Origin of the sequence: Streptomyces sp. NPDC048751 (assembly GCF_043198595.1) — a bacterium.
Classification (GTDB): domain Bacteria; phylum Actinomycetota; class Actinomycetes; order Streptomycetales; family Streptomycetaceae; genus Streptomyces.
The window spans coordinates 263,896-286,359 of record NZ_JBICUX010000009.1; the positions used below are offsets into that span (position 1 = coordinate 263,896).

Sequence of the window (22,464 nt, forward strand, 5' to 3'; positions counted from 1 at the left end):
ACGTACGAACGGCTGATCGACCCGCAGGCTAACAAGGCCTCCGCAACCGGATCACCTCCCTTGACCTTCCCCCTCGGTGAAGCCACAGCATCGGTGGCGGAACCGGAAGGGGGCGTGGACACGCTCCGGGAGGGTGGGGAAGTGCTGACCATCGGGGCCTTCGCGAAGGCGTGCCGGCTGTCGCCCAAGGCGCTGCGGCTCTACGACGAGCTGGGGCTGCTGCCGCCCGCCCGGGTCGATCCGGACACCGGGTACCGCTACTACGCGCCCGAGCAGCTGGAGCGGGCCCGGCTGGTGGCCTGGCTGCGCAGGCTCGGCATGCCGCTGGCCCGGATCCGCGAGGTGTGCGAACTGCACGCCCGGGAACCGGCGGCCGCCGCCCGCGAGATCCGTGCCTACTGGGCGCGGGTCGAGACGGAGACGGCGCTGCGGCGGGACCTCGCCGCGTTCCTCGTCGACCATCTGACGGCCACATCGAGGAAGGACACCACCATGCTCGAACTCCGCTACTCCGCCCACTCCGACCAGGGCCGGGTGCGACCCGCCAACCAGGACACGGCCTACGCGGGCACCCGACTGCTCGCCGTCGCGGACGGCTTCGGCGCGGCGGGCGGGCCCGCGAGCAGCGCCGCCGTGGAGGCGCTGAAGTTCCTGGAGACCGAGGAAGTCGCGGCGGGCAGCGTGCTCAATCTGCTGGAGGACGCCGTGCGGGGCGCGACCGAGGCGGTCCACGACCTCGCGGAGGGCACCGAGAGCGGGACCACGCTGACCGCGGTGCTGTGGACGGGCTCCCAGCTGGCCCTGGCGCACATCGGCGACTCGCGCGCGTACGTGCTGCGCGACGGCGAGCTCTTCCGGATCACCCACGACCACACGGTGGTCCAGTCGCTGCTCGACGAGGGCCGGCTGACACCGGAGGAGGCCCTGAGCCACCCCCAGCCCGCCCTGCTGCTGAAGGCGCTGACGGGCGGCACGCCCGCCGGCCCCGACCTGCGCCTGCACGACGCCCGCCCCGGGGACCGCTACCTCCTGTGCTCCGACGGCCTGTCGACCGTGGTCCCCGACGACCGCGTCCGCGACCTGCTCACGGCGTCCCCGGACCCGGAGCGGGCGGTACGGTCCCTGATCGGCGCCGCGAACGACGCCGGCGGGCCGGACAACGTCAGCTGTGTGGTGGCGGACGTGGTGGAGGCGGCGAACGTGGCGGAGGCGGTGGAGGCTGCGAACGTGGCGGAGGCGGTGGGCGCCTGACGCCTCCGCCCGCCACTGCTCCGCCCGCTACTGCTCCGCCCGCTCCTCCTCCGGCTCCCAGTCCAGCAGCCGCACCTTCGCGACCGTGCGGACGTGGCGGCGCATCGCGGTGGCCGCCTGGGTGGGCCGGCCCTCGGCTATGGCGTCGAGGATGGCCTGGTGCTGGGCCAGGGAGCGGGCGGGGCGGTGCGGCTGGCGGAGGGACTCGGTGCGGCTCTCGGCGATCTGGTCGGCGATGGAGCGCATGAACTCCGCGAGCAGGCCGCTGTGGGCGGCCGCGGTCACCGCCGCGTGGAACAGGCGGTCGCCCTCCACCCCGGGCCCGCCCTCCTCGATCTCCCCCGCCATGTGGGCGAGCGCCGACCTCATCGCGTCCAGGTCCGCCTCCGTACGGCGCTCCGCGGCGAGTTCCGCGAGCTTCGTCTCCAGGGCCTCGCGGGCGTCCAGGACGTCGGGCAGGCGTCGGCGGCGTTCGACCATCTTCTCCACGGGCTCGACGTCCAGGCTGTCGCGGACCAGGTACGTCCCGCCGCCGTGCCGCGCCTCCACCAGGCCCTGGACCTCCAGGACCACGATCGCCTGCTTGACCGAGGCCCGGCTGACGCCGAGGCGCTGGGCCAGGTCGCGTTCCGGCGGGAGGCGGTCGCCGGCGCGCAGGCCGCCGTCGGTGACGTACTGGCGCAGGCGGTCCAGCACCTGCTCGTAGAGGCGCTGTTTCGTCATGGGGCGCAGGGCGTCGGTCACGGGGTCCCCCTCTCGTCCGGAGGGTAACACCGGGCGCGGCGGGTGGCAGAGTGGCTGAACCAATTTGTGCGGGACCCCTTGACGTGGCTCCGTCGCGCGCCCAGGCTGACCAGCCATCACCTGTAGTGGCTCAGCCACTCGGCCACTCAGGCACCCACGCCAACCGCTCCGGGGCCCAAAGACGGGAGCCCGTATGTCCCCCGAACTCATCTCGATCCTCGTCCTCGTCGTGGTGTTCGTCGTCGCCACCACCCGTTCCGTCAACATGGGCGCGCTCGCCTTCGCCGCCGCCTTCGGGGTCGGGGAACTCGTCGCCGACCTCGACGCGGACGGCATCTTCGCCGGATTCCCCGGCGACCTGTTCGTCGTCCTGGTCGGCGTCACGTACCTCTTCGCGATCGCACGGGCCAACGGCACCACCGACTGGCTGGTGCACGCCTCCATCCGGCTCGTACGGGGGCGGGTCGCGCTGATCCCCTGGGTGATGTTCGCCCTGGCCGGCGCGCTCACCGCGATCGGCGCGGTCAGTCCGGCCGCGGTCGCGATCGTCGCGCCGATCGCCCTGAGCTTCGCCACCCGCTACGGCATCAGTCCGCTGCTGATGGGCGCGATGGTGGTGCACGGCGCCCAGGCGGGCGGCTTCTCGCCGATCAGCATCTACGGCACGATCGTCAACGGCATCGTCGAGCGCGAGAAGCTCCCCGGCAACGAGATCGCCCTCTTCCTCGCCTCCCTGCTCACCAACCTGGTCATCGCGGGCATCGTGTTCGTGTTCTTCGGGGGGCTGAAGCTGTGGGCGCGGGGGGCGGTGACGCCGACGGGCGGACACGCCGGGGGCTCCGGTGGGAGCGGGGGCCGCGGCAAGGGCAGCGGCCCCGTGAGTGAGGGCGCCGGTTCGGCCACCGCTCCGGCGGGCACCGCTGTCGCCACCCGCGCCGACGCCCCGGACTCCCCCGACACCACCCGCCTCACCCCCGCCCGCATCGCCACGCTCACCGCGCTGGTCGCCCTCGTCGTCGCGGTGCTCGCGTTCGATCTCGACGCGGGCCTGACGGCGATCACCCTCGCCGTCGTGCTGAGCGCCGCCTGGCCGGACGACAGCCGTACGGCGGTCGGTCAGATCGCCTGGTCGACGGTGCTGCTGATCTGCGGTGTCCTCACCTACGTCGGTGTGCTGGACCAGATGGGCACGATCAAGTGGGCCGGCGAGGGTGTCGGCGGCATCGGCGTACCGCTGCTGGCCGCGGTCCTGCTGTGCTACATCGGCGCCCTGGTGTCGGCGTTCGCCTCCTCGGTGGGGATCATGGGGGCGTTGATCCCGCTGGCGGTGCCGTTCCTCGCGCAGGGCGAGATCGGGGCGGTCGGCATGGTCGCGGCGCTGGCGGTGTCGGCGACGGTCGTGGACGTGAGCCCGTTCTCGACCAACGGCGCCCTGGTGCTGGCCGCGGCGCCCGACGTGGACCGCGAGCGGTTCTTCAGGCAATTGATGGTTTACGGAGGGATCGTGGTGGCGGTGGTGCCCGCGGTGGTGTGGCTGGTGATGGTCGTGCCCGGCTTCGGGTAACACCGGTGGGACGGCAACAGGCAGCAGACGGCGACAAGCAGCGACAGTCAAGGAGCATGACGCGTGTCCTCTCTTTTCCCGGCCCTCACGGGCGGCACGGCGGGGCGGGTCGCCCTGCGGTTCGGCGCCCGGTCCCTGACGTACGCGGAACTCGCCGCCGCGGCCGGCACCCTCGCGGGCCGGATCGCGGGCGGCGGGCGGGTCGCCGTCTGGGCGACGCCGACCCTGGAGACCGCCGTAGCGGTGGTGGCGGCGCTGGAGGCAGGGGTGGCCGCCGTACCGCTGAACCCGAAGTCCGGGGAGAAGGAGCTCGGGCACATCCTGTCGGACAGCGCACCGACGGTGGTGCTGGCCGAGCCCGGAGCGGAACTCCCTTCGCCGCTACGGGACTTGACTCGCGTGGACGTCGAGGTGCACGGCACCGGGGGCCCGGCTCCCGAGCCGTCGGCCGACGACGAGGATCCCGCCCTGGTCGTCTACACCTCCGGTACGACCGGCCCGCCCAAGGGTGCCGTCATCCCCCGGCGGGCGATCGCCACGACGCTGGACGCGCTCGCCGACGCCTGGCAGTGGACCGGCGACGACGTGCTGGTGCACGGGTTGCCGCTGTTCCATGTGCACGGGCTGGTGCTCGGCGTCCTGGGCCCGCTGCGGCGCGGCGGATCCGTGCGGCACCTGGGCCGGTTCACGACCGAGGGTGTGGCCCGCGAGCTGAACGACGGCGCGACCATGCTGTTCGGCGTGCCGACGATGTACCACCGCGTCGCCGAGTCCCTGTCCACCGAGCCCGAGCTGGTCAAGGCGCTCGCCGGGGCCCGGCTGCTGGTCTCCGGCTCCGCCGCGCTGCCCGTGCACGACCACGAGCGGATCGCGGCCGCGACCGGGCGGCGGGTGATCGAGCGGTACGGCATGACGGAGACGCTGATGAACACCAGCGTGCGCGCCGACGGGGAGGCCCGGGCGGGCACGGTCGGCGTGCCGTTGCCGGGCGTGGAGCTGCGGCTGGTGGAGGAGGACGGCTCGGCGGTGGCGTCGTACGACGGTGAGACGGTGGGCGAGATCCAGGTGCGCGGGCCCAACCTTTTCACCGAGTACCTCAACCGGCCGGACGCCACGGCCGAGGCGTTCACGGCGGACGGCTGGTTCCGCACCGGCGACATGGCGGTGCGCGACCCCGACGGCTACGTCCGGATCGTCGGCCGGAAGGCCACCGACCTGATCAAGAGCGGCGGTTACAAGATCGGGGCCGGGGAGATCGAGAACGCGCTCCTCGAACACCCGGGGGTGCGCGAGGCCGCCGTCACCGGGGAGCCGGACGCCGATCTGGGCGAGCGGATCGTCGCCTGGATCGTCCCGACGGATCCTCAGTCGCCGCCCGGGGCCGAGGAGTTGGCCGACCATGTGGCGAGCCGGCTCGCGCCGCACAAGCGACCGCGCGTGGTGCGGTACCTCGACGTCCTGCCGCGCAACGACATGGGGAAGATCATGAAGCGGGCGCTGACGTCATGAGCGTCCGCCTCACCGCACGCGAGGTCATCGCCCTCGTCACCGACCGCTTCGAGGAACTTCCGTACCCCGAGCGGGAGTCCGGGCCCGACGGTCCGCTCGGCTGGCAGGGTTACGACGCCTCGCGCGCCCGCGCCGCCGAGCGCACCGGTGAGGAGGAGTCCGTCGTCTGCGGCACCGCGAGCGTCGAGGGCACGCGGGCCGTGCTGATCGCGTTCGAGTTCGGCTTCCTGGGCGGTTCGCTGGGGCAGCGCACCGGGGACCGGCTGGAGGCGGCGTACACCCATGCCCGCGCCCACCGGCTGCCGGTCGTCCCGCTGGTGGCCACGGGCGGCAGCCGGATGCAGGAGGGCATGCTTGCCCTCACCCAACTCCAGCGCGTGGCCCGGCAGTCGGCGCTCACCCGGGAGGCCGGGCTGCCCCAGATCGCCGTCCTGCGCGACCCCACGACGGGCGGCGGCTGGGCCACTCTGGGCGCGGGCGCCGACGTCACCCTCGCCCTCCCCGGCGTCCAGGTCGGCTTCGCCGGCTCCCGCGTACGCCCACCGGACGCCGATCCGACCGCGTACACGGCCGAGGCCCAGGTGGTGGCGGGCTCGGCGGACGCGGTGGTCCCTCCGGGAAAGCTGCGGGGGGTGCTGGGGCGTTGGCTGCGGCTGCTGGCACCGGGGTCGCCGGCGAGGGCCGCTCTGCCCGACACCCCGGCGACGCCCGGCTCGTCCCTCCCGATGCCCGGCCCGCCCGCCCAGGACCGGGTGACGCCCTCCCCCGTCGGCCCGACCGCCCAGAACCCGGCGGCACCCTCCCCCGTCGGCCCGCCTCCCGCGGACCGGGACACGCTCGCCACCCCGTCCCCCATCACCCCCGCCCCGCTCCCCCGGGTCCTCGGTGCGGCCGACCTCCCCCGCACCGGATGGGACGCCGTCCAGCGCGCCCGCTCCTCTCGACGCCCCCGTGCCGAGCGCTACTTGGACGCCTACTTCACCCACCGCGTCGCCCTCTCCGGCGACCGCTGCGGGGGCAGTGACCCCGAGGGCATGCTGTGCGGCTTCGGGGAGCACGCGGGGCGTACGGTCGCGTACGCGGCGCAGACCGGGGCGGCGACCCGCCCGGCGGGCTATCGCACGGCCACCCGGCTGATCCGGCTCGCGGACCGGCTCGGCATCCCGGTGCTGACGCTGGTGGACACGCCGGGTGCGGCCAACGACGCCGAGGCCGAGCGGCAGGGGGCCGGTGCGGCGATCGCGGACCTGTTCGGTGCGGTGGCCGCCGTGCGGACGCCGGTCACCACGCTGGTGATCGGCGAGGGCGGCTCCGGCGGCGCGCTGGCGCTCGCCGCACCCGGCAACACCTGGGCCACGCCGGACAGCTACTTCTCGGTGATCGCGCCGGAGCTCGCGGCCGCGATCCTGAAGCGCACTCCGGCGGATGTCGAGCCGACGGCCGATCAACTCCGCGTGCGGCCACAGGATTTGGTGGAGCTGGGTGTGGTGCGCGGTATCGCGTCCCAGGACAGGCCCTAGGGGAAGACTTGGCCGATGAGACCGCTTACGGGGCGGGGAAACGGGGACAACCTCAAGTACCTTCCGTAACAATGAAGGCGCACAACGCGGTCGCACGACGGGGGGCGCATGGAAGGCGTGGTCGAGTTCAGGACGGGTGACGGAGCCGTCGTCGCCGTCGAGGCCGTCGAGGAGCAGTACGGCTCCCGGTTGGTGGCCCGCGGTGACGGTACGGTCCAGGCGGCCCGCACCTTCGAGGGCGCGCTCGACGGGGTGCGTGCGGCGGCCGAGTCGGCGCTGCGGGTCTTCAGGGACGGTTCCCTGCGGCCCGACGGCGTCGAGATCGAGTTCGGGGTGAAGCTGGCCGCGGAGACGGGCGCGATCATCGCCAAGGGCACGGCGGAGGGCCACCTCGTCGTACGGCTGTCCTGGTCCCCGTCCGCCCCGCAGCCACGGCCCGCCCCGCCGACACCGTCCGCGCCGCCGATGCCGTCCAGCCCGCCGACGCCGCCCGCCCCGCGGTCCCCGTCCACCTCGGAGGCCGGCCCGTCCACATGAACAGCGCCGAGTGGCACGCCCGGATCGAATGCGGGGGCAAGGTGGCCGGGGCGGGCTTCCTGGTGACCCCGAGCAAGGTACTGACCTGCGCCCATGTGGTGCGGGACGGCGCGAGGGACGGGCTGACGGTCACGTTCACGGAGCGCCCGGGCCTGCCCGCCTTACGCGCCCGGGTGGTGGCGGACGGCGGCTGGGGCGGCGGCGCCGCCGACCTCGGTGACGTGGCCGTCCTGGAGCTGGAGCGGGAGGTCGCGATCGCCCCGGCCGCGCTGGCCCCCGTGGACGGCGCCCACGGCACCACCCCCCGCAAACTGGTCGTCTACGGCTTCCCGGCCGGTTTCGACGAGGGCACCCTCGCCGAGTACCGCATCACCGCACCGCAGTTGATCAGCCGCGAGTGGCTCCAGCTGGAGGCCTGGCAGCAGGACGGGCAGCCGCTCGCCCCCGGGTTCAGCGGCGCCGCGGTCACCCTGGTCGACACCGGCGAGGTCGTCGGCATGGTCACGGCGGCGGCCGGCGCCCGGGGCGTGCGCAACGGACGGATGATGCCCACGCAGGTCATGGCCCGGTACTGGCCCGACCTCACGGGCCTGGTCCCCACCTCCGACCACCGCACCGCCGACCGTGCCCGGCTGCGCGCGCTGGTCGAGCGGGCGGTCCGGGCGGGCGTGGACTGTGATCCGGTACGGCTCTACACGGCCGCCGCCGGACCGTTCGATCCCGATCCCCCCGAGGAGGGGTTCGACTCGCTGTGGTCGGCGGCGCTGTTCGTACTGTGCGAACTCGACGGGCCGGGCGCCGGGGAGACACTGGCCCGGCTCACCGACCGGCTGGAGGCGCTGCTGCGGACCCGTGAGCCTGCGCCGGAGACGCCCGCGCCGGAGTGGGCGCCCATCCTGGTCGAGCTCAAGCACAGCGGCGCGGGCGACGGCCTGGTCCGCGTCGAGGTGTCCGCGTACAGCCAGGGGCGCAGACACCCGGTCGACTCGGACACCGTCCCACAGGGGCGGCTGCGCGCGTTCGTGCGGGACGGCATCGAGGCCGCGTTCCGGTATCTGACGCCCGGCGCGGACGAGTTGATCGCGTTCGCGCTGCCCCGCGACTGGCTGGACTGGCCGGTCGACCGGTGGGAGAGCGCGCCCGACGACGACACCCCGCTCGGCTGCGTGTACCCGCTCGTCGTCACCGACCACGCCCGCCGCAAGGCCAGCACGCGGCACGTCCTGACCCGCGCCTGGAACCGGCTCGACTCCTTCCCCGGTGCCCGGTTGCACCGCGTCGACTGCGGCAGCCCCGAGGAGCCCGGCAGGCTGCGGGTGCGGCTGCGCAAGCCCGACGCCTGTCTCGCGGGCTTCGCCGCCGCCCCGGCGGCGGCCCGTACCCGCCCCCACTTCGACACCTCGCTCACCGCGCCGGCGCCGGTGATCGTGTGGTCGCGCAGCGGCTGCGTCGCCGGTGAGGGGGACTGCGGGGGCGCCGACGGCTGCACCGGCAAGGCCTTCCTGGACGAGCTGGACGCCTGCGTCTCCGGGGTGCCGCCCGCCGAACTCCCCCGGCACGTCCTGGCGTTGCGCGAGGAGGCCGACGCGGAGGACGGCCACTGGGCCCGGGACATCCAGCTGCTCTGGGACGACCCGCGCGTCTTCACCGACCCCCACGCCAGCGCGGCCGCCCACGTCCAGTCGCCCGTGGCCTGACCACGCGCGCAGCCGAGTTGCGAGAAAGTACGGAGACCGGAGACCACCCCATGCCCCACTGGTCCGTCTACACCGGGAAGAGCGAGCCGCACGACGGCATCGAACGGCTGCCCGCCCCACCCCCGTGGCGCGCCTTCGACGGCGCGCCCGTCCTGCCTCCGCCCCGCGACACCGACGACGAGACGGCGATCTCCCCCGACCGGGTGCACCGCGCCAGGACGTACGTCGCCACCCCGGAGAGCGTCCAGCTCGTCAACGCCGCGCTCACCCTGCGCCGCCCGCTCCTCGTCACCGGCCCGCCCGGCACCGGCAAGTCGTCGCTGGCGTACGCGGTGGCGCGCGAGCTGCGCCTCGGCCCGGTCCTGCGCTGGAACATCACCAGCCGCAGCAGTCTCGCCGACGGTCTCTACCAGTACGACCCGCTGTCCCGCCTCTACGCGGCCCGGCAGGCGGCGGCCCGGCGCGACGGGCGGTCCTCGACCACGGAAGGCGTCGAGGACCACCTGCGCCTCGGTCCCCTGGGCACGGCCCTGCTCCCCTACGAACGGCCCCGCGCCCTCCTCGTCGACGAGATCGACAAGAGCGACCTCGACCTGCCCAACGACCTGCTGAACGTCCTGGAGGAGGGCCAGTACGAGATCCCGGAGCTGGTCCGCGCCGCCCGCCACGCCACCGACGGTGGTGGCAGGGCCGAGGTGCTGGCCGACGGCACCGACACCCCCGTCCCCATCGCCCGTGGCCGGGTCCGCTGCCGTGCCTTCCCCTTCGTCGTCCTCACCAGCAACGGCGAGCGCGAGTTCCCGCCCGCCTTCCTGCGCCGCTGCGTCCGCCTCCGGCTGCGCCGCCCCGACCGCGACCAGCTCACCGAGATCGTCCGCGCCCACCTCGGCACCCCCGAGGGCAGCGCCGACCACCTCATCACCCGCTTCCTGGAACGCGCGGGTACGGGCGAACTCGCCACCGACCAACTCCTCAACGCCATCTACCTCACCGGCATCGCCGGCCTCGACACCGCCTCCCACGACGAGCTCGCCGAACAACTGATGCCGTACCTGAACACGACGGCGGACGGCGATGGCTTCTGAGGAGGGGAGCGAGGAGCACAGAGCCACTGCGCCCTCACCCGTCGCACGCTTGAGGGCGGTGCTCGCCGCGGCCGCGGGGAGCGAGGCGGGGCCGTCGGCTGGACCGACTCCGCTGGAGATCGCGGAAGTGCTGTGGCTGGCGGGGCAGTTGGGCGGTGAAGAGTCCTCTGCCGAGGTGCCGGTGGCCGACGACCTCGTCGGCGACCCCGGCACCGCGGCGGCTCCGGTCGGTGGTGACGCCCCCCACCCCGCGGCCCCTCACTCCGAACCGCCCGCGCCCGACCCCGCCCCGCACCCCGACGGTCGTGTCCCGCTCCACTTGCCCACCCCGGCGCACCCGTCGGAGGGGAACGGCGGTGGGCCGACGCTGCTGGCCCCCGCACCACCGATGCTGACCCACCCCCTGGCGTTGCAGCGGGCGTTGCGGCCGCTGAAGCGGAACGTGCCCGCGCCACGGGCGCGGGTTCTGGACGAGCGGGCGACCGCCGACCGCATCGCGCGTCTCGGTGCCCACCCCGACGTCTGGCTGCCCGTCCTGCGTCCGGCGCCCGACCGCTGGCTGCACCTCAACCTGGTGCACGACACCGGCCCCACCATGCCGGTCTGGCGCCCCCTGGTGCGCGAACTGCACACGGCTCTCGCCCAGTCGGGCATCTTCCGCACCGTGACCCTGCACCCGGCGGGCCCCGACGGCCGGGCCCGTCACGTCCCCGCCCCCGACGACGGCCGTACCGTCACCCTCCTCGTCAGCGACTGCATGGGCCCGCAGTGGCGCCCCGGCCCGGCGGGCGAGCGCTGGTACGCCACCCTGCGCCGCTGGGCGCACCGCATGCCGGTGGCCGTGCTGCAGCCACTGCCGGAACACCTGTGGCCGACGACGGCCCTGCCCGCCGAGCCGGGTCTGCTCACGCCACCGGCCGCGGCGGCGCCCTCGGCCACACTGGCCTTCACCCCGTACGACCCCGACACCCCACCGCCGCCCCCGTACGCCGTTCCCCTCCCCGTCCTGGAGCCGGGCGCCCCCTGGCTCGCCAACTGGGCGGCCCTGCTGGCCGATCCGGGCGGCCGTCGGATGCCGGGCGCGGTGGCGTGGCTGCCCGCCTCCCCGACCGCGCCCGCCGAACCGGCCCCCGCCGTCACCTCCTCCACCCCGGAGGACCTGGTCCTGCGCTTCCGGGCGACCGCGTCGCCGGAGGCGTTCCGCCTCGCCGGGCACCTCGCGCTCGCCGTGCCCTCCGTGCCGGTGATGCGGCTCGTCCAGCGCACGGTGGACCGCGCACCGCGCCCGCAGCACCTCGCCGAGGTGATCCTCAGCGGCATGCTGACGACCGCGCCGGGCCCGCCGGGCTCGTACGACTTCCGCCCCGGCGTACGCGACCTGCTGCTGCGCACCCTCCCCCGCTCGGCCCGTGGCCGCACCCGCGAGTTCCTGGCGGAGGTGGGAGCGCTGATCGACGACCGGGCGGGGCTGGCGGCGGGTGAGTTCCAGGCGGAGAGGGGCAGGGACGGCGCCCCGGGCGGCGCGGCGTTCGCGACGGTCAGCGAGGAGACGGTAGAGCGGCTGGGTGGGGGCGGGTCCGAGGAACTGGTCGGCGAGCGGTACCGGCTGTTCGGGATGCGGGGCCTGGGGCGGCGCATGCGGGCGGCCATGGATGTGCGGACCGGCCGACGGGTCGTCGTCCACCTGTATCCGGAGCAGACGGAGGAGACACGAGACCGGTTCCTGCGGGAGGCGGCCACGCTGGCCGAGGTGGACAGTCCGCATGTGGTGCGGGTGCTGGACTTCGGGATGGAGGGCCGGCGGCCCTATCTGGTCGCGGAGTTCACGGACGGTGTGACACTGACCGAGCTGGGACACGGCAGCGGACCTGGCGTGTCGCTGCGCGTGCTGGCCCGGGTGGCGTGCCAGGCGGAGGCGGCGCTGGAGACCCTGCACGCCAAGGGGCTGGTACGCGGACAGCCGGGCGCGGAAGGACTGCTGCTGCGGCCGGACGGCACGGTGGTCCTCAGCCGGTTCGCGCTGGGCGAGCAGTCTCTGGGAACGGATGCCACGGCAGACCTGCTGGTTCTGCGTGAAGTTGTGCGAGACATGGCCGAACAGGTCGCTTTGTCCGGCGAGTTCGAGTCGCTGCGCGCGCGCCTCGCGAGCGCGCTCCAGTCGGACATGGTCCGCTACGCCGACACGGAACTCGCGGCCTTCCAGAACCACGGCCCGCTGACCTACCGGCTGTTCGGCCCGCTGACCATCACCCGCCCCGGCGAGCCGCCCGTCACGATCCCGAACGCCGAGGCCCGCGCCCTGCTGAGCATGCTGCTCCTCAAGGCGGGGCGGCGCGTGCCGTTGGCGGAGCTGGCCCGGGGCATCTGGGAACAGCCGCCCCAGAAGGACGAAGCGGCCCGCCGCATCCACAGCCTGGCCGCGCTGCTCGCCCGCCGCCTGGGCCCCAGCAGCGTCGCCACTCTCTCCGGCGGCTACGCGCTGTACGCCGCGGGCGACGAGATCGACGTACGGGAGTTCGAGGCCCGGCTCGACCGCGCCGCAGACCAACAGGACCCACAAGCCCGGCGCGATGAGCTCCAGCAAGCGCTGGACCTGTGGCACGACGAACCGCTGTCCGGCATCACGGGCCCCGCCGCCGACGCCACCCGGGCCGCGCTGCGCACCCGCCACCAGGCCCTGCGCGCCGACCTGGCCGAACTCGACGGCCCGGCCGAGCCGGGCCATCCGGACGACGGCCGCCCCACGATCCTCTTCGAGGCCGACGACCTGACCGGCCGTCCCGAGGCCCGCATCACCCTCGAGTACGCGGTGCACGAGATGCTCTCCCGTGGCGCCCTCACGCCCCAGCAGTACGAGGTGCGGGTCCGCCAGGACGGCTACGAAGTCGTCGCCGAACCCGGCACCTACGTCCTGCCCGTGCTGGTCGCGGTGCTGCGCGGCCTCCCGGAGGCCCTCTCGGGGCTCACGGATCCGCCGAGCCTGCGGGTGACGTTCTCGGGGCGGCTCGCCGACGCCCCCGAGGGCCTGCTCGGCTCCATCCCCCCGGCCGACCTCCTGGTCGTCGTCCCTCCCTCCCTGTACGAGGAGTTCGCCGACAGCTCCGCCGCCCAGGGCCCCCGGCGCTTCCAGCCCCTCTACCGGGGCAGCGACCCCGGCACCCCACCCCTCGCCTGGTACTGCCCCCTCACCCCGCCGCGGGCGACGGCACGGCCCGACGCGGAGACCCGGGATCTCGTGAAGGGCCCCTTCATCACGCACGACCTCCGTCAGCTCGGCATCCCCGCACCCGGCCGTACCGCCATCGTCCACACGCAGCCCGACGGTCCGCTGACGCTGCTCAACCCGGCGCGCCCGCACGGCACGCGCCCCCCGCGGGTGACGACGTACTACGAGGTGGACCTCACCACGCACCAGGCCCACTACCGCGTCTCCCTGCCCAGTTCCGGCAAGGGCGCCTTCGCGGCCGCGGTGGAGCTGTCGTGGCACGTTGACGATCCGGTCGCGTTCGTGCGCGCGGAGGCCACGGGTGTGTCGGAGCGGCTGCTGGAGCATGTGCTGGAGTCGGCGCCCCGCATCACCCGCCGGCACCCCGTGCGCCGGGCGGGCGCGGCGCAGCGGGCGGTGAACTCGGGGCTGCGCCGGTGGCCGGTGCCCGGGCTGACGGTGGCCTGTGCGGTGCAACTCGCGCCGGAGGGCTCGCCGTTGCCGGAGCCGCGGCGCACGGCGCCGCCGTCGCGTCCGTTGTCCGGGGTGCTCGCGGACGCCGAGACGGTGCTGCTCGGCTTCGACGGTCCCGTCACCCGCCTGTACTCGTCGCAGACCGCGCGCGAGGCCGTGCTCGAGCTGCTCGCCGTCGTCGCCGAGCACCGCGACCCGGAGGACGCGCTCTCGGGCCGGCCCCTGCCCCGGGTGGACGCGGCGGGTCGTGAGGTGTTCGCGCACCCGCTGGACGTACTGCGCGCCTTCGCCCGGGACAGGCTCGGGCCGCTGCTGCGCCAACGCCTCGACGAGCTGGAAGTGGCGGCCGTCCCCGACGCGCCGACCACGCACAACTCCGTACCCCTCGTGCGTGCCCTGCACGACGCGGGCCGCCCCGTCCACATCGTCACGGACGTCTCTCCGCAGGCCGTGCACCGCTATCTGAAGCCCTACGGCCTGCCCCTCGCCGGCGTCCACGGCCGCGGCGAGGACCTCGGCCTGCTCATGCCCCACCCCGACTGCCTCCTACGGGCCCTGAGCTCCCCCGGCACGCCCGCCCCCAGGGGCGTCGTGATCGGGTCGACGGTCGCCGAACTCACCGCCGCCCAGCAGGTCGGCCTCGGCTTCGTCGGCCTCGCCCGCAACCCCACGGCCGAGCAGCGCCTGCGCGAGGCGGGCTGCGAGATCACCGTCCCCTCCCTCGCCCCCGTACTGGAAGCGGCACGCTCCCTCTGAGCGCGCTCCCGCCGCCCAGAGCCTGTCCGGCGGATCATGCCGGAGACGCGCGACTCGGCACGCACACCCCCACGCTCTGCTCCGCCCGCGCGGGAGGGGCCCCGTCGCGTCGACGCCCTCCCCCGCCTTGCGGCCGCACACTCGGCTTCGCTCGGCCGGGGGACCCCCATGACAACGCTCATCTGCGCCGATTCGGCGCCGCAACTGTCCCCCGACCTGATCCGCCGGACAGGCCCCCGTTGCAGAACCCCCCATTCAGCGGCGCCCCACCCGGCCCCCTCCAGAAGGCGGCCCCCGCTCCGTCCCGCGCACCATGCGAGGGAGGCCCGCCACCGGGCGGCCTCCACGGCCTGCGCACTCGGGAGGACCTGGAATGACCGCCAGTCTGGAGCAGCTGCGCCGCTGCCACTTCGCCGTCGACCTGGGCGCGGCGAGGACGCGGGTGTATGTGAAGGGGGCGGGGCTCGTCGTCGACCAGCCCTCCGCCGCTGCCGTGAACACCCGTACCGGTGCGCTGATCGCGGTCGGCGAGTTCGCGGAGAAGATGACGGGCCGCACCCCCCACTACATCCGCGTGGCCCGACCCGTCTCCGGCGGCACGGTCGTCGACATCGAGATGGCGCAGCGGATGCTGCGTCATCTGCTCGGCGACAAGGTGCGCCGCTCGCTGCGCCGCAAGCCGTTCCTGCGCGCCGCCGCGTGCACCCCGCACGACGCCGACCCGCTGGCGCAGCGCGCCGCGATCGAGACCCTGGTGGGGCTCGGCGCGCGCCGGGTGGAGCTCGTCGACACCCTCATCGCCGCCGCCGTCGGCTGCGGGCTGCCCGTGGAGCAGCCCGAGGCGACCATGATCATGGTGTGCGGGGCCGCGGCCACCCAGGTGGCCGTCCTCTCCCTGGGGTCGATCGTGACGGCGGAGCGCATCCCGGTGGGCGGTGAGGCCGTGGACCACGCGATCGTGCAGCATCTGCGCCACGAGCACGAGTTGATGCTCCCCAGCCAGTCCGTACGGCCCCTGCAGCTCGCCCTCTCCGGCAACGGGCTCACCCCGCACGGCCCGGCCTCGACCGAGATCCACGGACGGGACGTCGCGACCGGTCTGGCCCGCTCCGTGCAGGTGGACACCGCCGCGGTGCGGGACGCGATCGAGACCCCGCTGACCGCGGTGCTCGACGGCATCGGCAGGGTGCTGCGGGACTGCCCGCCCGACCTGGTGGCCGACCTGGTCGACCGCGGGATCATGATGGTCGGCGGCAGCGCGCTGCTGCCCGGCCTGGACCAGATGCTGCGGCAGGCCACCGGTATCCCGGTGCACATCGCCGAGCGCCCCGACGTGTGCGCGGCGATGGGTCTGGGCGCCATGCTGGAGGGCAGGATCCAGCCGCTGGCGCTGGACCCGCTGGCCGGCTGAGCGCGCCTGACCTTGCCGGCTCAGGGAGCCAGGAACACGCGGATCGTCGTGCCCTCGGGGCCCGTGCGGACCCGGACGAGGTCGGCGACCAGGTTGACCAGGAGGAGTCCGCGGCCGCCGCGCTGCTCGTGCGGGGCGGGTCGGCGCCCGGCGAGCGGATCCTCCAGGCGTCCCCCGTCGCGCACCTCGCACACCACGTAGCCGTCCTCGGCCCACACCCGCAGCTCGCCCACACCGCCGCCGTGCACCACGCTGTTCGTGGTCAGCTCGGCGGCGACGAGGGACAGGTCGTCGAGCCGGGCGCCCGTGAGTCCGAGCCGCGCGCCCTCGGCGGTGGCGTGGTAGCGGGCTCCGGGGAGCGTGACCGTGTCGAAGACGAGGGCCGGCGTGTGCGGTACGGGCGGCAGCGGATGGTTGTAGGTGGCGACGACGCCGTCGGGGTCGTAGGCGCCGCTGGCCTCGCCCAGGGGGGAGTCGGAGGTGATGAGGGTGGGGTGGGTGGCCAGGGCGTCGGTGAGGACCTGCTCGTCGAGGCGTTTCACGTCGTAGGGACAGAGGATCGTCACCTCGCGGCCCTGGAAGGCCGCGTTGATCAGCGCCTCGTGCTGGACGCAGGCGGGGTACTCGGTCGGCGTGCGTCCGGCCCAGATCGGTTCGCCGATGATCCGCACGCGGACGCCGGGCGGCTGGGTGTCGGCGAAGGCGCGCAGCACCCCGGGGATGATCCGGCCGGGGTTGCGTCCCGCCTGGCGCATGTCCAGGAAGCGCACCGATGAGGCGGCGTCCCCGAGGGCGTCCTGGATGAGCCGCAGGTTCTCGCCGGGCACCGCCACCGCGACCGGTTCCCCGGCCTGGACGGCCTCGCGCACGAAGGGCACGGTGCCCGCGAGGTATTCCTGTTCGTCCCGGTAGAAGAGCGCGGGGTGCACGAAGGGGTCGGCCACGGCTGTCATGACACCGGCACCTCGATCCCGTCCAGGCCCGGCCACAGCAGCTCCAACGACCGGCGCAGGACGGGGGGCGGCCCATGCAGCACGACTCGCCGGTCCGGGCCCAGACGGCGGACGGCGTCCGCGAGAGCTCCGGCACCGGCGACGTCGACGAACGTCAAGGCCGACAGTTCCAGTTCGTACACGTCCTCGTCCCCGCGTAGCGCCTCGTCCAGCGCGCGCTCCCAGATCACGCGTGTGGCCAGGCCGACTTCCCCTGCCGCCCGTAGGCCCCGCCGTCCGGACAATGGGGACACCGTCAGTCCCGGTTCCGCGTCGACGGCCGCGGACGGTGTCCCGTATCGGATACCCACACCAGTCTCCCCGATGCTCCTGATCGACAGGGCCATACCCCCGTGCGGACCCCTCCATGCACCGGGACGGGTGCGGGGATCGGGTGTAGGAGGACGCGCGCAGGGCAGACGCAGTCGCACGCACGGCGTGACGGACCGCCAGGCACCGGCACGCCTTGACCAGTGTCGGCGACCGAAGAGGCAGGGGGACATGACTTCTGTGGTATCACCATCTCTCGCGGGAGGAATGCTGAGCGCCCTGGTCATCGACGGACACGTGGACGGGCGCCGAGCGCTGCTCGCCCCGCAGGGAGAGCTCGTCCACGGGTGCGCGGACATCCTCGCCAAGGCGCTGGCCGGGCTGTCCGCCGACGTCCGCCGGGTGGAGCTCGACATGAGCGGGGTGACCTTCATGGACACGGCCGGGCTGCAGTTCCTGGAGCTGTTGGAGGACCACACCCGGCGCACCGGTGTCCCGGTGGCGACGTCCGGCTGGGGCGGCCAGCCGCGCCGCATCCTGGAACTCACCGGCCTGGACACCACGGACCCGCTGCGCGCGGCCCCCGACGCTCCGGTCGACCGGGAGCGGCCCTCTCCGGCCCACTCCCCGGTGGCATTGGAGCGAGCCGAGCTGCTGACGCTGTTGCAGCAGGAGATCGAGCAGCTGCGCCGGGCGATCGCCTCCCGCCCGGTGATCGACCAGGCCCGCGGCATCCTCATGGCCGTCCACGCCTGCACCTCCGACCAGGCCTGGGACATCCTGCGCGACGCCTCCCAGCACACCAACACCAAGCTGCGCACCGTCGCCGAGGCGATCACCACCAGCGTCGACGGACCGACACCCCCGGAGGAACTGCGCACGGCCCTGCGCGGGGCCATAGCGCGGCACGTGGGCTGACCGCACCGCCGCTGACCGCACCGCGCCCGAGGAGCCGCGCGGTATCCCGTACGCAGCGCGCGAGCCGCCTGCCTTGCCCTGATTCGCCGCGGAGCGGGGACGGCATATCCTACCGTGAAACGGCCGGGAGCGCACGGCGGGGCCGGGCGGGCGGAGCACGCTGCGGAAGGCGGGGCGGGCAGGGGTGGAAGGGACATCGCCGAACGAGGACGGGCAGCACGATCACGTCGACTTACGGGGCAGCGAGTTCCAGGGCGCCGTAGTCGGCAAAATGGTCATCCACCAGTGCCGGCACTCCGGACCGACCGCCCCGTCCGCCCTGCCCACCGCTCCGCCGGGCTTCACCGGCAGACACAGGGAGCTGGCCAGACTCCTGGACGCTCTGCGCCCCTCCGCCCGCCCCACGACCCCCAGCCCTGCCGCCGTCTGCGCCGTCACCGGGCTCACGGGCATCGGCAAGACCGCGCTCGCCCTGCACGCCGCGCACACCGCCCGGGACGAGAACTGGTTTCCGGGCGGCACTCTCTTCCTCGATCTTCGCGGCTACGGCAACACCCCCGTGACCGCCGACCAGGCCGTCACGTTCCTCCTCCACGCACTCGGCGTCCAGGAAGTGGATCTCCCGACGGAGGACGTGAACCAGTACGCGCTGTACCGCAGCCGCCTCGCCCAGCTCGCCGACGAGGACCGGCCCGTGCTGCTCCTGCTGGACAACGCCTCGGCCCCGGAGCAGATCTCCCCTCTGCTCCCCGGCAGCGGCCGGCACCGTGTCCTGATCACCTCCCAGGACTGTCTTGATTCGCTGAGAGCCCGCCAGTTCGCGCTGGACACCTTGAGTCCGGACGACTCTGCGGCCCTGATCGCCACCGCCCTGCACCTGCGTGACCCGGAGGACGACCGGCCTTCGCGCGAGGCCGGGGCCGTTCGCGAACTGGCCGAGCTGTGCGGTCATCTACCGCTGGCCCTGCACATCGCCGCCGCGCTGCTGCGCCGACGCCGCCCGAACCGCCCCGTCGCCTCGCTGGTCGATGAGTTCCGCACAGCCGCCGACACGACACGTGCGCTGGTCAGCCCGGGTGTCGACGAGTACGGCAGACCTCTGGCACTGCCTCCGGTGTTCGACGTGTCCTTCGGCCGGCTGGGCACCGGACAGGCCCGGATGCTGCGGTTGCTGGCGCTCGCCCCCAGCACGGAGTTCAGCACGACCACGGCGGCGGCCATGGCCGGCCTGGGCCGGTCCGACGCGCTGCGGCTGCTGGACGACCTGGCCTCCGCCCACCTCATCACCGGAAGCCACGCGTCCCAGGGGCAAGCCGAACGCTGGCGTATCCACGACCTCGTCCGCGGCTACGCGGCGACGCTGACGTCCGACGACCCGGCACTGGCCGAGGAAGGTGCCCTGGCACGGGAGCGGTTGCTGGCCTTCTACTGCCTGCTGGCCGGCCCCGCCGACCGCCATCTGCGGGCCCTGCCGGGCGAACCGCTGCCGGAACACTTCGAGGGGCGCGCGGCGGCGTTGGCGTGGCTCGACGCCGAGCGGGTCAATCTGGTCGCCGCGGCCCAGTGGACCGACGACCGGTTCGCGCCGGCCTGCGTTCGCCTGGCCCTGAGCCTGGCCGAGTTCCTGCGCTGGCGCCGCTACTTCGACGACTGGGTCGCCGTCAGCCGGGCCGCCCGTGACGCGGCCCGGCGCTCCGGAGACCGGCCCAACGAGGCGGCCCTGTGCAACCACCTCGGCAACGCCCTGCTGCGGGCGGGACGCCCCGAAGAGGCGATCGAGCCGGTGACGCACGCCGGAGACCTGTTCCACACCGACGGCGACCTGGTGGGTGAGGCCATGGCATGGAACATCCTCGGTCTCGCGCTGCGGAGGGTGGACCGGGTGGAGGAGGCGATCACCGCCCATACCCGGGCGCGCGACCGCTTTCACACCCTCGGAAAGCTGTCCCACGAGGGCCGCGCGTGGCACAACCTCGGCCTGGCCCTGGAGGAGACGGGCCGGGCGGAACAGGCCGTCGTCGCCCTCCTCCACGCCTGCGAGATCCACCGCCGCACCGGTGACCGGCTCCTCCACGGAGATTCGTTGAGCAGCCTGGGCGTGGCCCTGCGGGCGGCGGGCCGAGTGGGCGAGGCCATTGCCGCGTACGAGCAGTCCGTGGAGATCCGGCGGGAGTACGACAACTGGTACGCGACCGGTCTGACCTTGAACAATCTCGCCGTGGCACTCCGAACCGTCCACCGTCACGACGAGGCGGCTCGGGCCAGGGCGGAAGCCGTGGAGGCCTGCGCCCGCGCCGGGACGACGGCCGAGGTCTACGGCCATCTGTATTAGGGGCGGCTGGATCAGGACTGGCCGTACCGGTCCGGCCGGATCAGAACCAGAGGGATGCGGTTCGGCAGCACGTGGGCCGGCCGGATCACGTCCGGCCGGGGTCGCCACCAGGCGTTCGGGGCCGGCCGTGTGACGGAAGTGATTGAAAGCCTGACCGTGCGCCACGGCTGGGTTAGCCTCATCTTCCCTTTGGGAGGGCGAACTGACGTACGGCGAACATCACTTCGGGGGATCTGTGTCACACCAGCGGCCCGTGCCACCGGGCTCGGCAACGAGTGAGGCGGCCGCGCTGCGGCAGACCGGTGCCTCCCCCCTGCGCGTCGGCGACCCGGAGCAGGTGGGGCCCTATGTGCCGCTGGCCCTGCTCGGCAGTGGTGGCATGGGGCGGGTCTACCTGGCGCGTCCGGTGGACGGCAGTCCCGGTCTGGTCGCCGTGAAGGTGATCAGACCGGAGTACGCGGACGACGCGAGGTTCCGGCGCCGGTTCGAGCGGGAGGCGTCGGTGCACGCCCGGCTCCGTACGCCGTACACGCCGAGGCTGTGCGGCACGGGTTTCCGCGACGAACTGCTGTGGATGGCCACCGAGTACCTTCCGGGGCTCGATCTGGCGGAGGCCGTGCGGGACGGCGGTGCCCTGGAGACGGGCATGGTCTGGCGGCTCACGGCGGAGCTCGGGCGGGCGCTCGCCGACCTCGCCGCCGCGGAGATCGTGCACCGGGACCTCAAGCCGTCCAACGTGCTGCTGTCCGTCCGGGGCGCCCATGTGATCGACTTCGGCATCTCCAGGGCCGTGGACGCGAGCGCGATCACCGGTACGGGCAACCGGGTGGGCACTCCCGCCTACATGTCGCCCGAGCACCTGAGGACGGGCCACTCCGACACCGCCTCGGACGTGTTCTCCCTCGCCGGGACCCTCGTCTACGCGGCGACCGGCCGGGCCCCGTTCGGCGACGGCACCGGGGTCGACGTCATGCACCGGGTGGCGTTCGAGGAGCCCAACCCCGCGCTGATCACCCGGATCTCGGCGGCGGACCCGGCGCTCGGCTCCCTCCTCTCCGCCTGCCTGTCCAAGGAACCCGAGAACCGCCCCACCCCCGCCGACCTCGCCTCCACGGCCCAGTCCCACGCCGGACCGGCCCCCGACTGGGCCGAGCCGCTGGGCAGCGCGGTGCGGGCCCGGCAGCGGGCGTACGACCTGCTGCACCGCCTGCCTGTCGAACGCGGCGCCCGCTTACAGGCCCCGGGCGACGGCGGTCGTGACGCTGCGGGGCCGGTCGGGCCGGTGCCGTCCGTGCCCGTGGAGTCGACAGACCGCCCCGCCGAAGCCGCGGGCCCCGCCGTCGTCGTACCGCCGAAGCCGCTCCCGTCGTCCGGCGTTCGTGGCTGGGCGCGGCGGAAACCGGCACTGGTCGTCGTCGCGGCCGTGGTCGTCTGTGCGGTGGCCGCCGGGGTCTTCGTGCTCACCCGTCAGGACGCCGACGCCACCGCCCACGCTCCGGGCTCCCGTACGGCGACCTCCGCCGGCGGCGCCCCCGGCGACGCGCCCCTCTCACCGGCGCCCGGAACTCCGGACGGGCCGTCCGCCGACGGCACGTCCGGCAGGAAGGCGGGCGACGCGGACGGGGCGGTCTCGCGCCCCGGGGCCTCCGGTACCGCCGCCGAGGACGCCAAGGCGGGCGAGGACGGCGAGAAGGGAGGGGAGGGCGAGGAGGGTGACGACGCCACCGGCGCCGGCCGTGGCAGCGGGCCCCCCTCCTCCGGTACCGGCGAACCCGGTGCCCCGCCCGACAGCCCCGATCCGGACCCGAGCGCCCAGGACCCCGAGTCCGCGACCCCGCCCTGGATCTCGGACTGCGCCCACTACTCCGGCAACGGCCGCACCCGCCGGGGCGACAGCGGCAAACGCGTGCTCCAGGTGCAGTGCATGCTGTCGAAACGCGGGTACGCCGTCGGCGACGTGGACGGCGACTTCGGCGCCGCGACGGAGTCCGCGGTACGCGGCTTCCAGTCCGACAAGGGGCTCTCCGCCGACGGCGTCGTGGGCCACGCCACCTGGACCGCGCTGCGCGGCACGGAGTGAGAACGCTCGCCGCGGCGAGGCACTCAGAGCGCGTTGACCAGGACGACGTAGACGGCGGTGCCGATACCGACGCTGAGGATGGTGCGGCGGCCGAAGGCCAGGTGGACGGCGCTGGTGAC

15 protein-coding genes are annotated in these 22,464 nt (G+C 74.2%); 12 read left to right on the forward strand and 3 right to left on the reverse strand.

All coding sequences use genetic code 11. From position 1 onward, the window contains the following. The first annotated feature begins 141 nt into the window (after nt 1-141). Entirely contained in the window at nt 142-1,251 is a 1,110-nt protein-coding gene (locus ACGFNV_RS28510) for a MerR family transcriptional regulator (protein ID WP_393626097.1), read from the forward strand. A 27-nt stretch (nt 1,252-1,278) separates the two neighbouring features. Here the strand turns inward: ACGFNV_RS28510 and ACGFNV_RS28515 are convergent, their stop codons facing one another. Beyond that, entirely contained in the window at nt 1,279-1,995 is a 717-nt protein-coding gene (locus ACGFNV_RS28515; RefSeq protein ID WP_393626099.1) for a FadR/GntR family transcriptional regulator, read from the reverse strand. 193 nt (nt 1,996-2,188) lie between these two features. Between ACGFNV_RS28515 and ACGFNV_RS28520 the strand changes: the two genes are divergently transcribed. The 8 genes from ACGFNV_RS28520 to ACGFNV_RS28555 all read left to right on the forward strand — a co-directional run bounded on the left by ACGFNV_RS28520 (nt 2,189) and on the right by ACGFNV_RS28555 (nt 15,753). Next, the gene (locus tag ACGFNV_RS28520; protein ID WP_393626100.1) at nt 2,189-3,559 is read left to right on the forward strand and encodes an SLC13 family permease; all 1,371 of its coding nucleotides are present in this window, start codon (nt 2,189-2,191) and stop codon (nt 3,557-3,559) included. A 63-nt stretch (nt 3,560-3,622) separates the two neighbouring features. Further along, nucleotides 3,623-5,068 carry an acyl-CoA synthetase gene (locus ACGFNV_RS28525; protein ID WP_393626102.1) on the forward strand — a complete coding sequence of 482 codons (1,446 nt, stop codon included), beginning with the start codon at nt 3,623-3,625 and terminating at the stop codon, nt 5,066-5,068. Continuing rightward, complete coding sequence (locus tag ACGFNV_RS28530; RefSeq protein ID WP_393626103.1) at nt 5,065-6,588, forward strand: carboxyl transferase domain-containing protein; 1,524 nt, start codon at nt 5,065-5,067, stop codon at nt 6,586-6,588. Before ACGFNV_RS28525 ends, ACGFNV_RS28530 begins: the two co-directional genes overlap by 4 nt. A 108-nt stretch (nt 6,589-6,696) precedes the next feature. Continuing rightward, the gene (locus ACGFNV_RS28535) at nt 6,697-7,125 is read left to right on the forward strand and encodes a CU044_2847 family protein (protein ID WP_393626104.1); all 429 of its coding nucleotides are present in this window, start codon (nt 6,697-6,699) and stop codon (nt 7,123-7,125) included. Continuing rightward, complete coding sequence (locus ACGFNV_RS28540) at nt 7,122-8,822, forward strand: trypsin-like peptidase domain-containing protein (RefSeq protein ID WP_393626106.1); 1,701 nt, start codon at nt 7,122-7,124, stop codon at nt 8,820-8,822. The genes ACGFNV_RS28535 and ACGFNV_RS28540 overlap by 4 nt, the downstream gene beginning before the upstream one ends. Nucleotides 8,823-8,872: 50 nt before the next feature. Then, entirely contained in the window at nt 8,873-9,907 is a 1,035-nt protein-coding gene (locus ACGFNV_RS28545) for an AAA family ATPase (RefSeq protein WP_393626107.1), read from the forward strand. A 58-nt stretch (nt 9,908-9,965) separates the two neighbouring features. Next, nucleotides 9,966-14,342: an SAV_2336 N-terminal domain-related protein gene (locus ACGFNV_RS28550; protein WP_393626109.1), complete on the forward strand. Its 4,377-nt coding sequence runs from the start codon at nt 9,966-9,968 to the stop codon at nt 14,340-14,342. A gap of 373 nt (nt 14,343-14,715) precedes the next feature. Further along, complete coding sequence (locus ACGFNV_RS28555; protein WP_393626110.1) at nt 14,716-15,753, forward strand: rod shape-determining protein; 1,038 nt, start codon at nt 14,716-14,718, stop codon at nt 15,751-15,753. 20 nt (nt 15,754-15,773) lie between these two features. Here the strand turns inward: ACGFNV_RS28555 and ACGFNV_RS28560 are convergent, their stop codons facing one another. After that, the gene (locus ACGFNV_RS28560) at nt 15,774-16,706 is read right to left on the reverse strand and encodes an anti-sigma factor RsbA family regulatory protein (protein WP_393626111.1); all 933 of its coding nucleotides are present in this window, start codon (nt 16,704-16,706) and stop codon (nt 15,774-15,776) included. Beyond that, nucleotides 16,703-17,056: an STAS domain-containing protein gene (locus ACGFNV_RS28565; protein WP_393626112.1), complete on the reverse strand. Its 354-nt coding sequence runs from the start codon at nt 17,054-17,056 to the stop codon at nt 16,703-16,705. The genes ACGFNV_RS28560 and ACGFNV_RS28565 overlap by 4 nt, the downstream gene beginning before the upstream one ends. 226 nt (nt 17,057-17,282) lie before the next feature. Between ACGFNV_RS28565 and ACGFNV_RS28570 the strand changes: the two genes are divergently transcribed. The 3 genes from ACGFNV_RS28570 to ACGFNV_RS28580 all read left to right on the forward strand — a co-directional run bounded on the left by ACGFNV_RS28570 (nt 17,283) and on the right by ACGFNV_RS28580 (nt 22,345). After that, nucleotides 17,283-17,933, forward strand: coding sequence for an ANTAR domain-containing response regulator (locus ACGFNV_RS28570; RefSeq protein ID WP_393626113.1), 651 nt, complete (start codon nt 17,283-17,285; stop codon nt 17,931-17,933). Nucleotides 17,934-18,204: 271 nt separating this feature from the next. Further along, nucleotides 18,205-20,265 (forward strand): tetratricopeptide repeat protein, encoded by a 2,061-nt coding sequence (locus ACGFNV_RS28575; RefSeq protein WP_393626114.1) that lies wholly within the window; start codon nt 18,205-18,207, stop codon nt 20,263-20,265. Nucleotides 20,266-20,518: 253 nt separating this feature from the next. Then, nucleotides 20,519-22,345 (forward strand): protein kinase, encoded by a 1,827-nt coding sequence (locus ACGFNV_RS28580; RefSeq protein WP_393626115.1) that lies wholly within the window; start codon nt 20,519-20,521, stop codon nt 22,343-22,345. The last annotated feature ends 119 nt before the right edge of the window (nt 22,346-22,464 follow it).

Coding starts and splice junctions, on each gene's coding strand:
- ACGFNV_RS28520 (WP_393626100.1), top strand. CDS start 2,189: ATGTCCCCCGAACTCATCTCGATCCTCGTCCTCGTCGTGGTGTTCGTC.
- ACGFNV_RS28530 (WP_393626103.1), top strand. CDS start 5,065: ATGAGCGTCCGCCTCACCGCACGCGAGGTCATCGCCCTCGTCACCGAC.
- ACGFNV_RS28535 (WP_393626104.1), top strand. CDS start 6,697: ATGGAAGGCGTGGTCGAGTTCAGGACGGGTGACGGAGCCGTCGTCGCC.
- ACGFNV_RS28540 (WP_393626106.1), top strand. CDS start 7,122: ATGAACAGCGCCGAGTGGCACGCCCGGATCGAATGCGGGGGCAAGGTG.
- ACGFNV_RS28545 (WP_393626107.1), top strand. CDS start 8,873: ATGCCCCACTGGTCCGTCTACACCGGGAAGAGCGAGCCGCACGACGGC.
- ACGFNV_RS28555 (WP_393626110.1), top strand. CDS start 14,716: ATGACCGCCAGTCTGGAGCAGCTGCGCCGCTGCCACTTCGCCGTCGAC.
- ACGFNV_RS28560 (WP_393626111.1), bottom strand. CDS start 16,706: ATGACAGCCGTGGCCGACCCCTTCGTGCACCCCGCGCTCTTCTACCGG.
- ACGFNV_RS28570 (WP_393626113.1), top strand. CDS start 17,283: ATGCTGAGCGCCCTGGTCATCGACGGACACGTGGACGGGCGCCGAGCG.
- ACGFNV_RS28575 (WP_393626114.1), top strand. CDS start 18,205: ATGGTCATCCACCAGTGCCGGCACTCCGGACCGACCGCCCCGTCCGCC.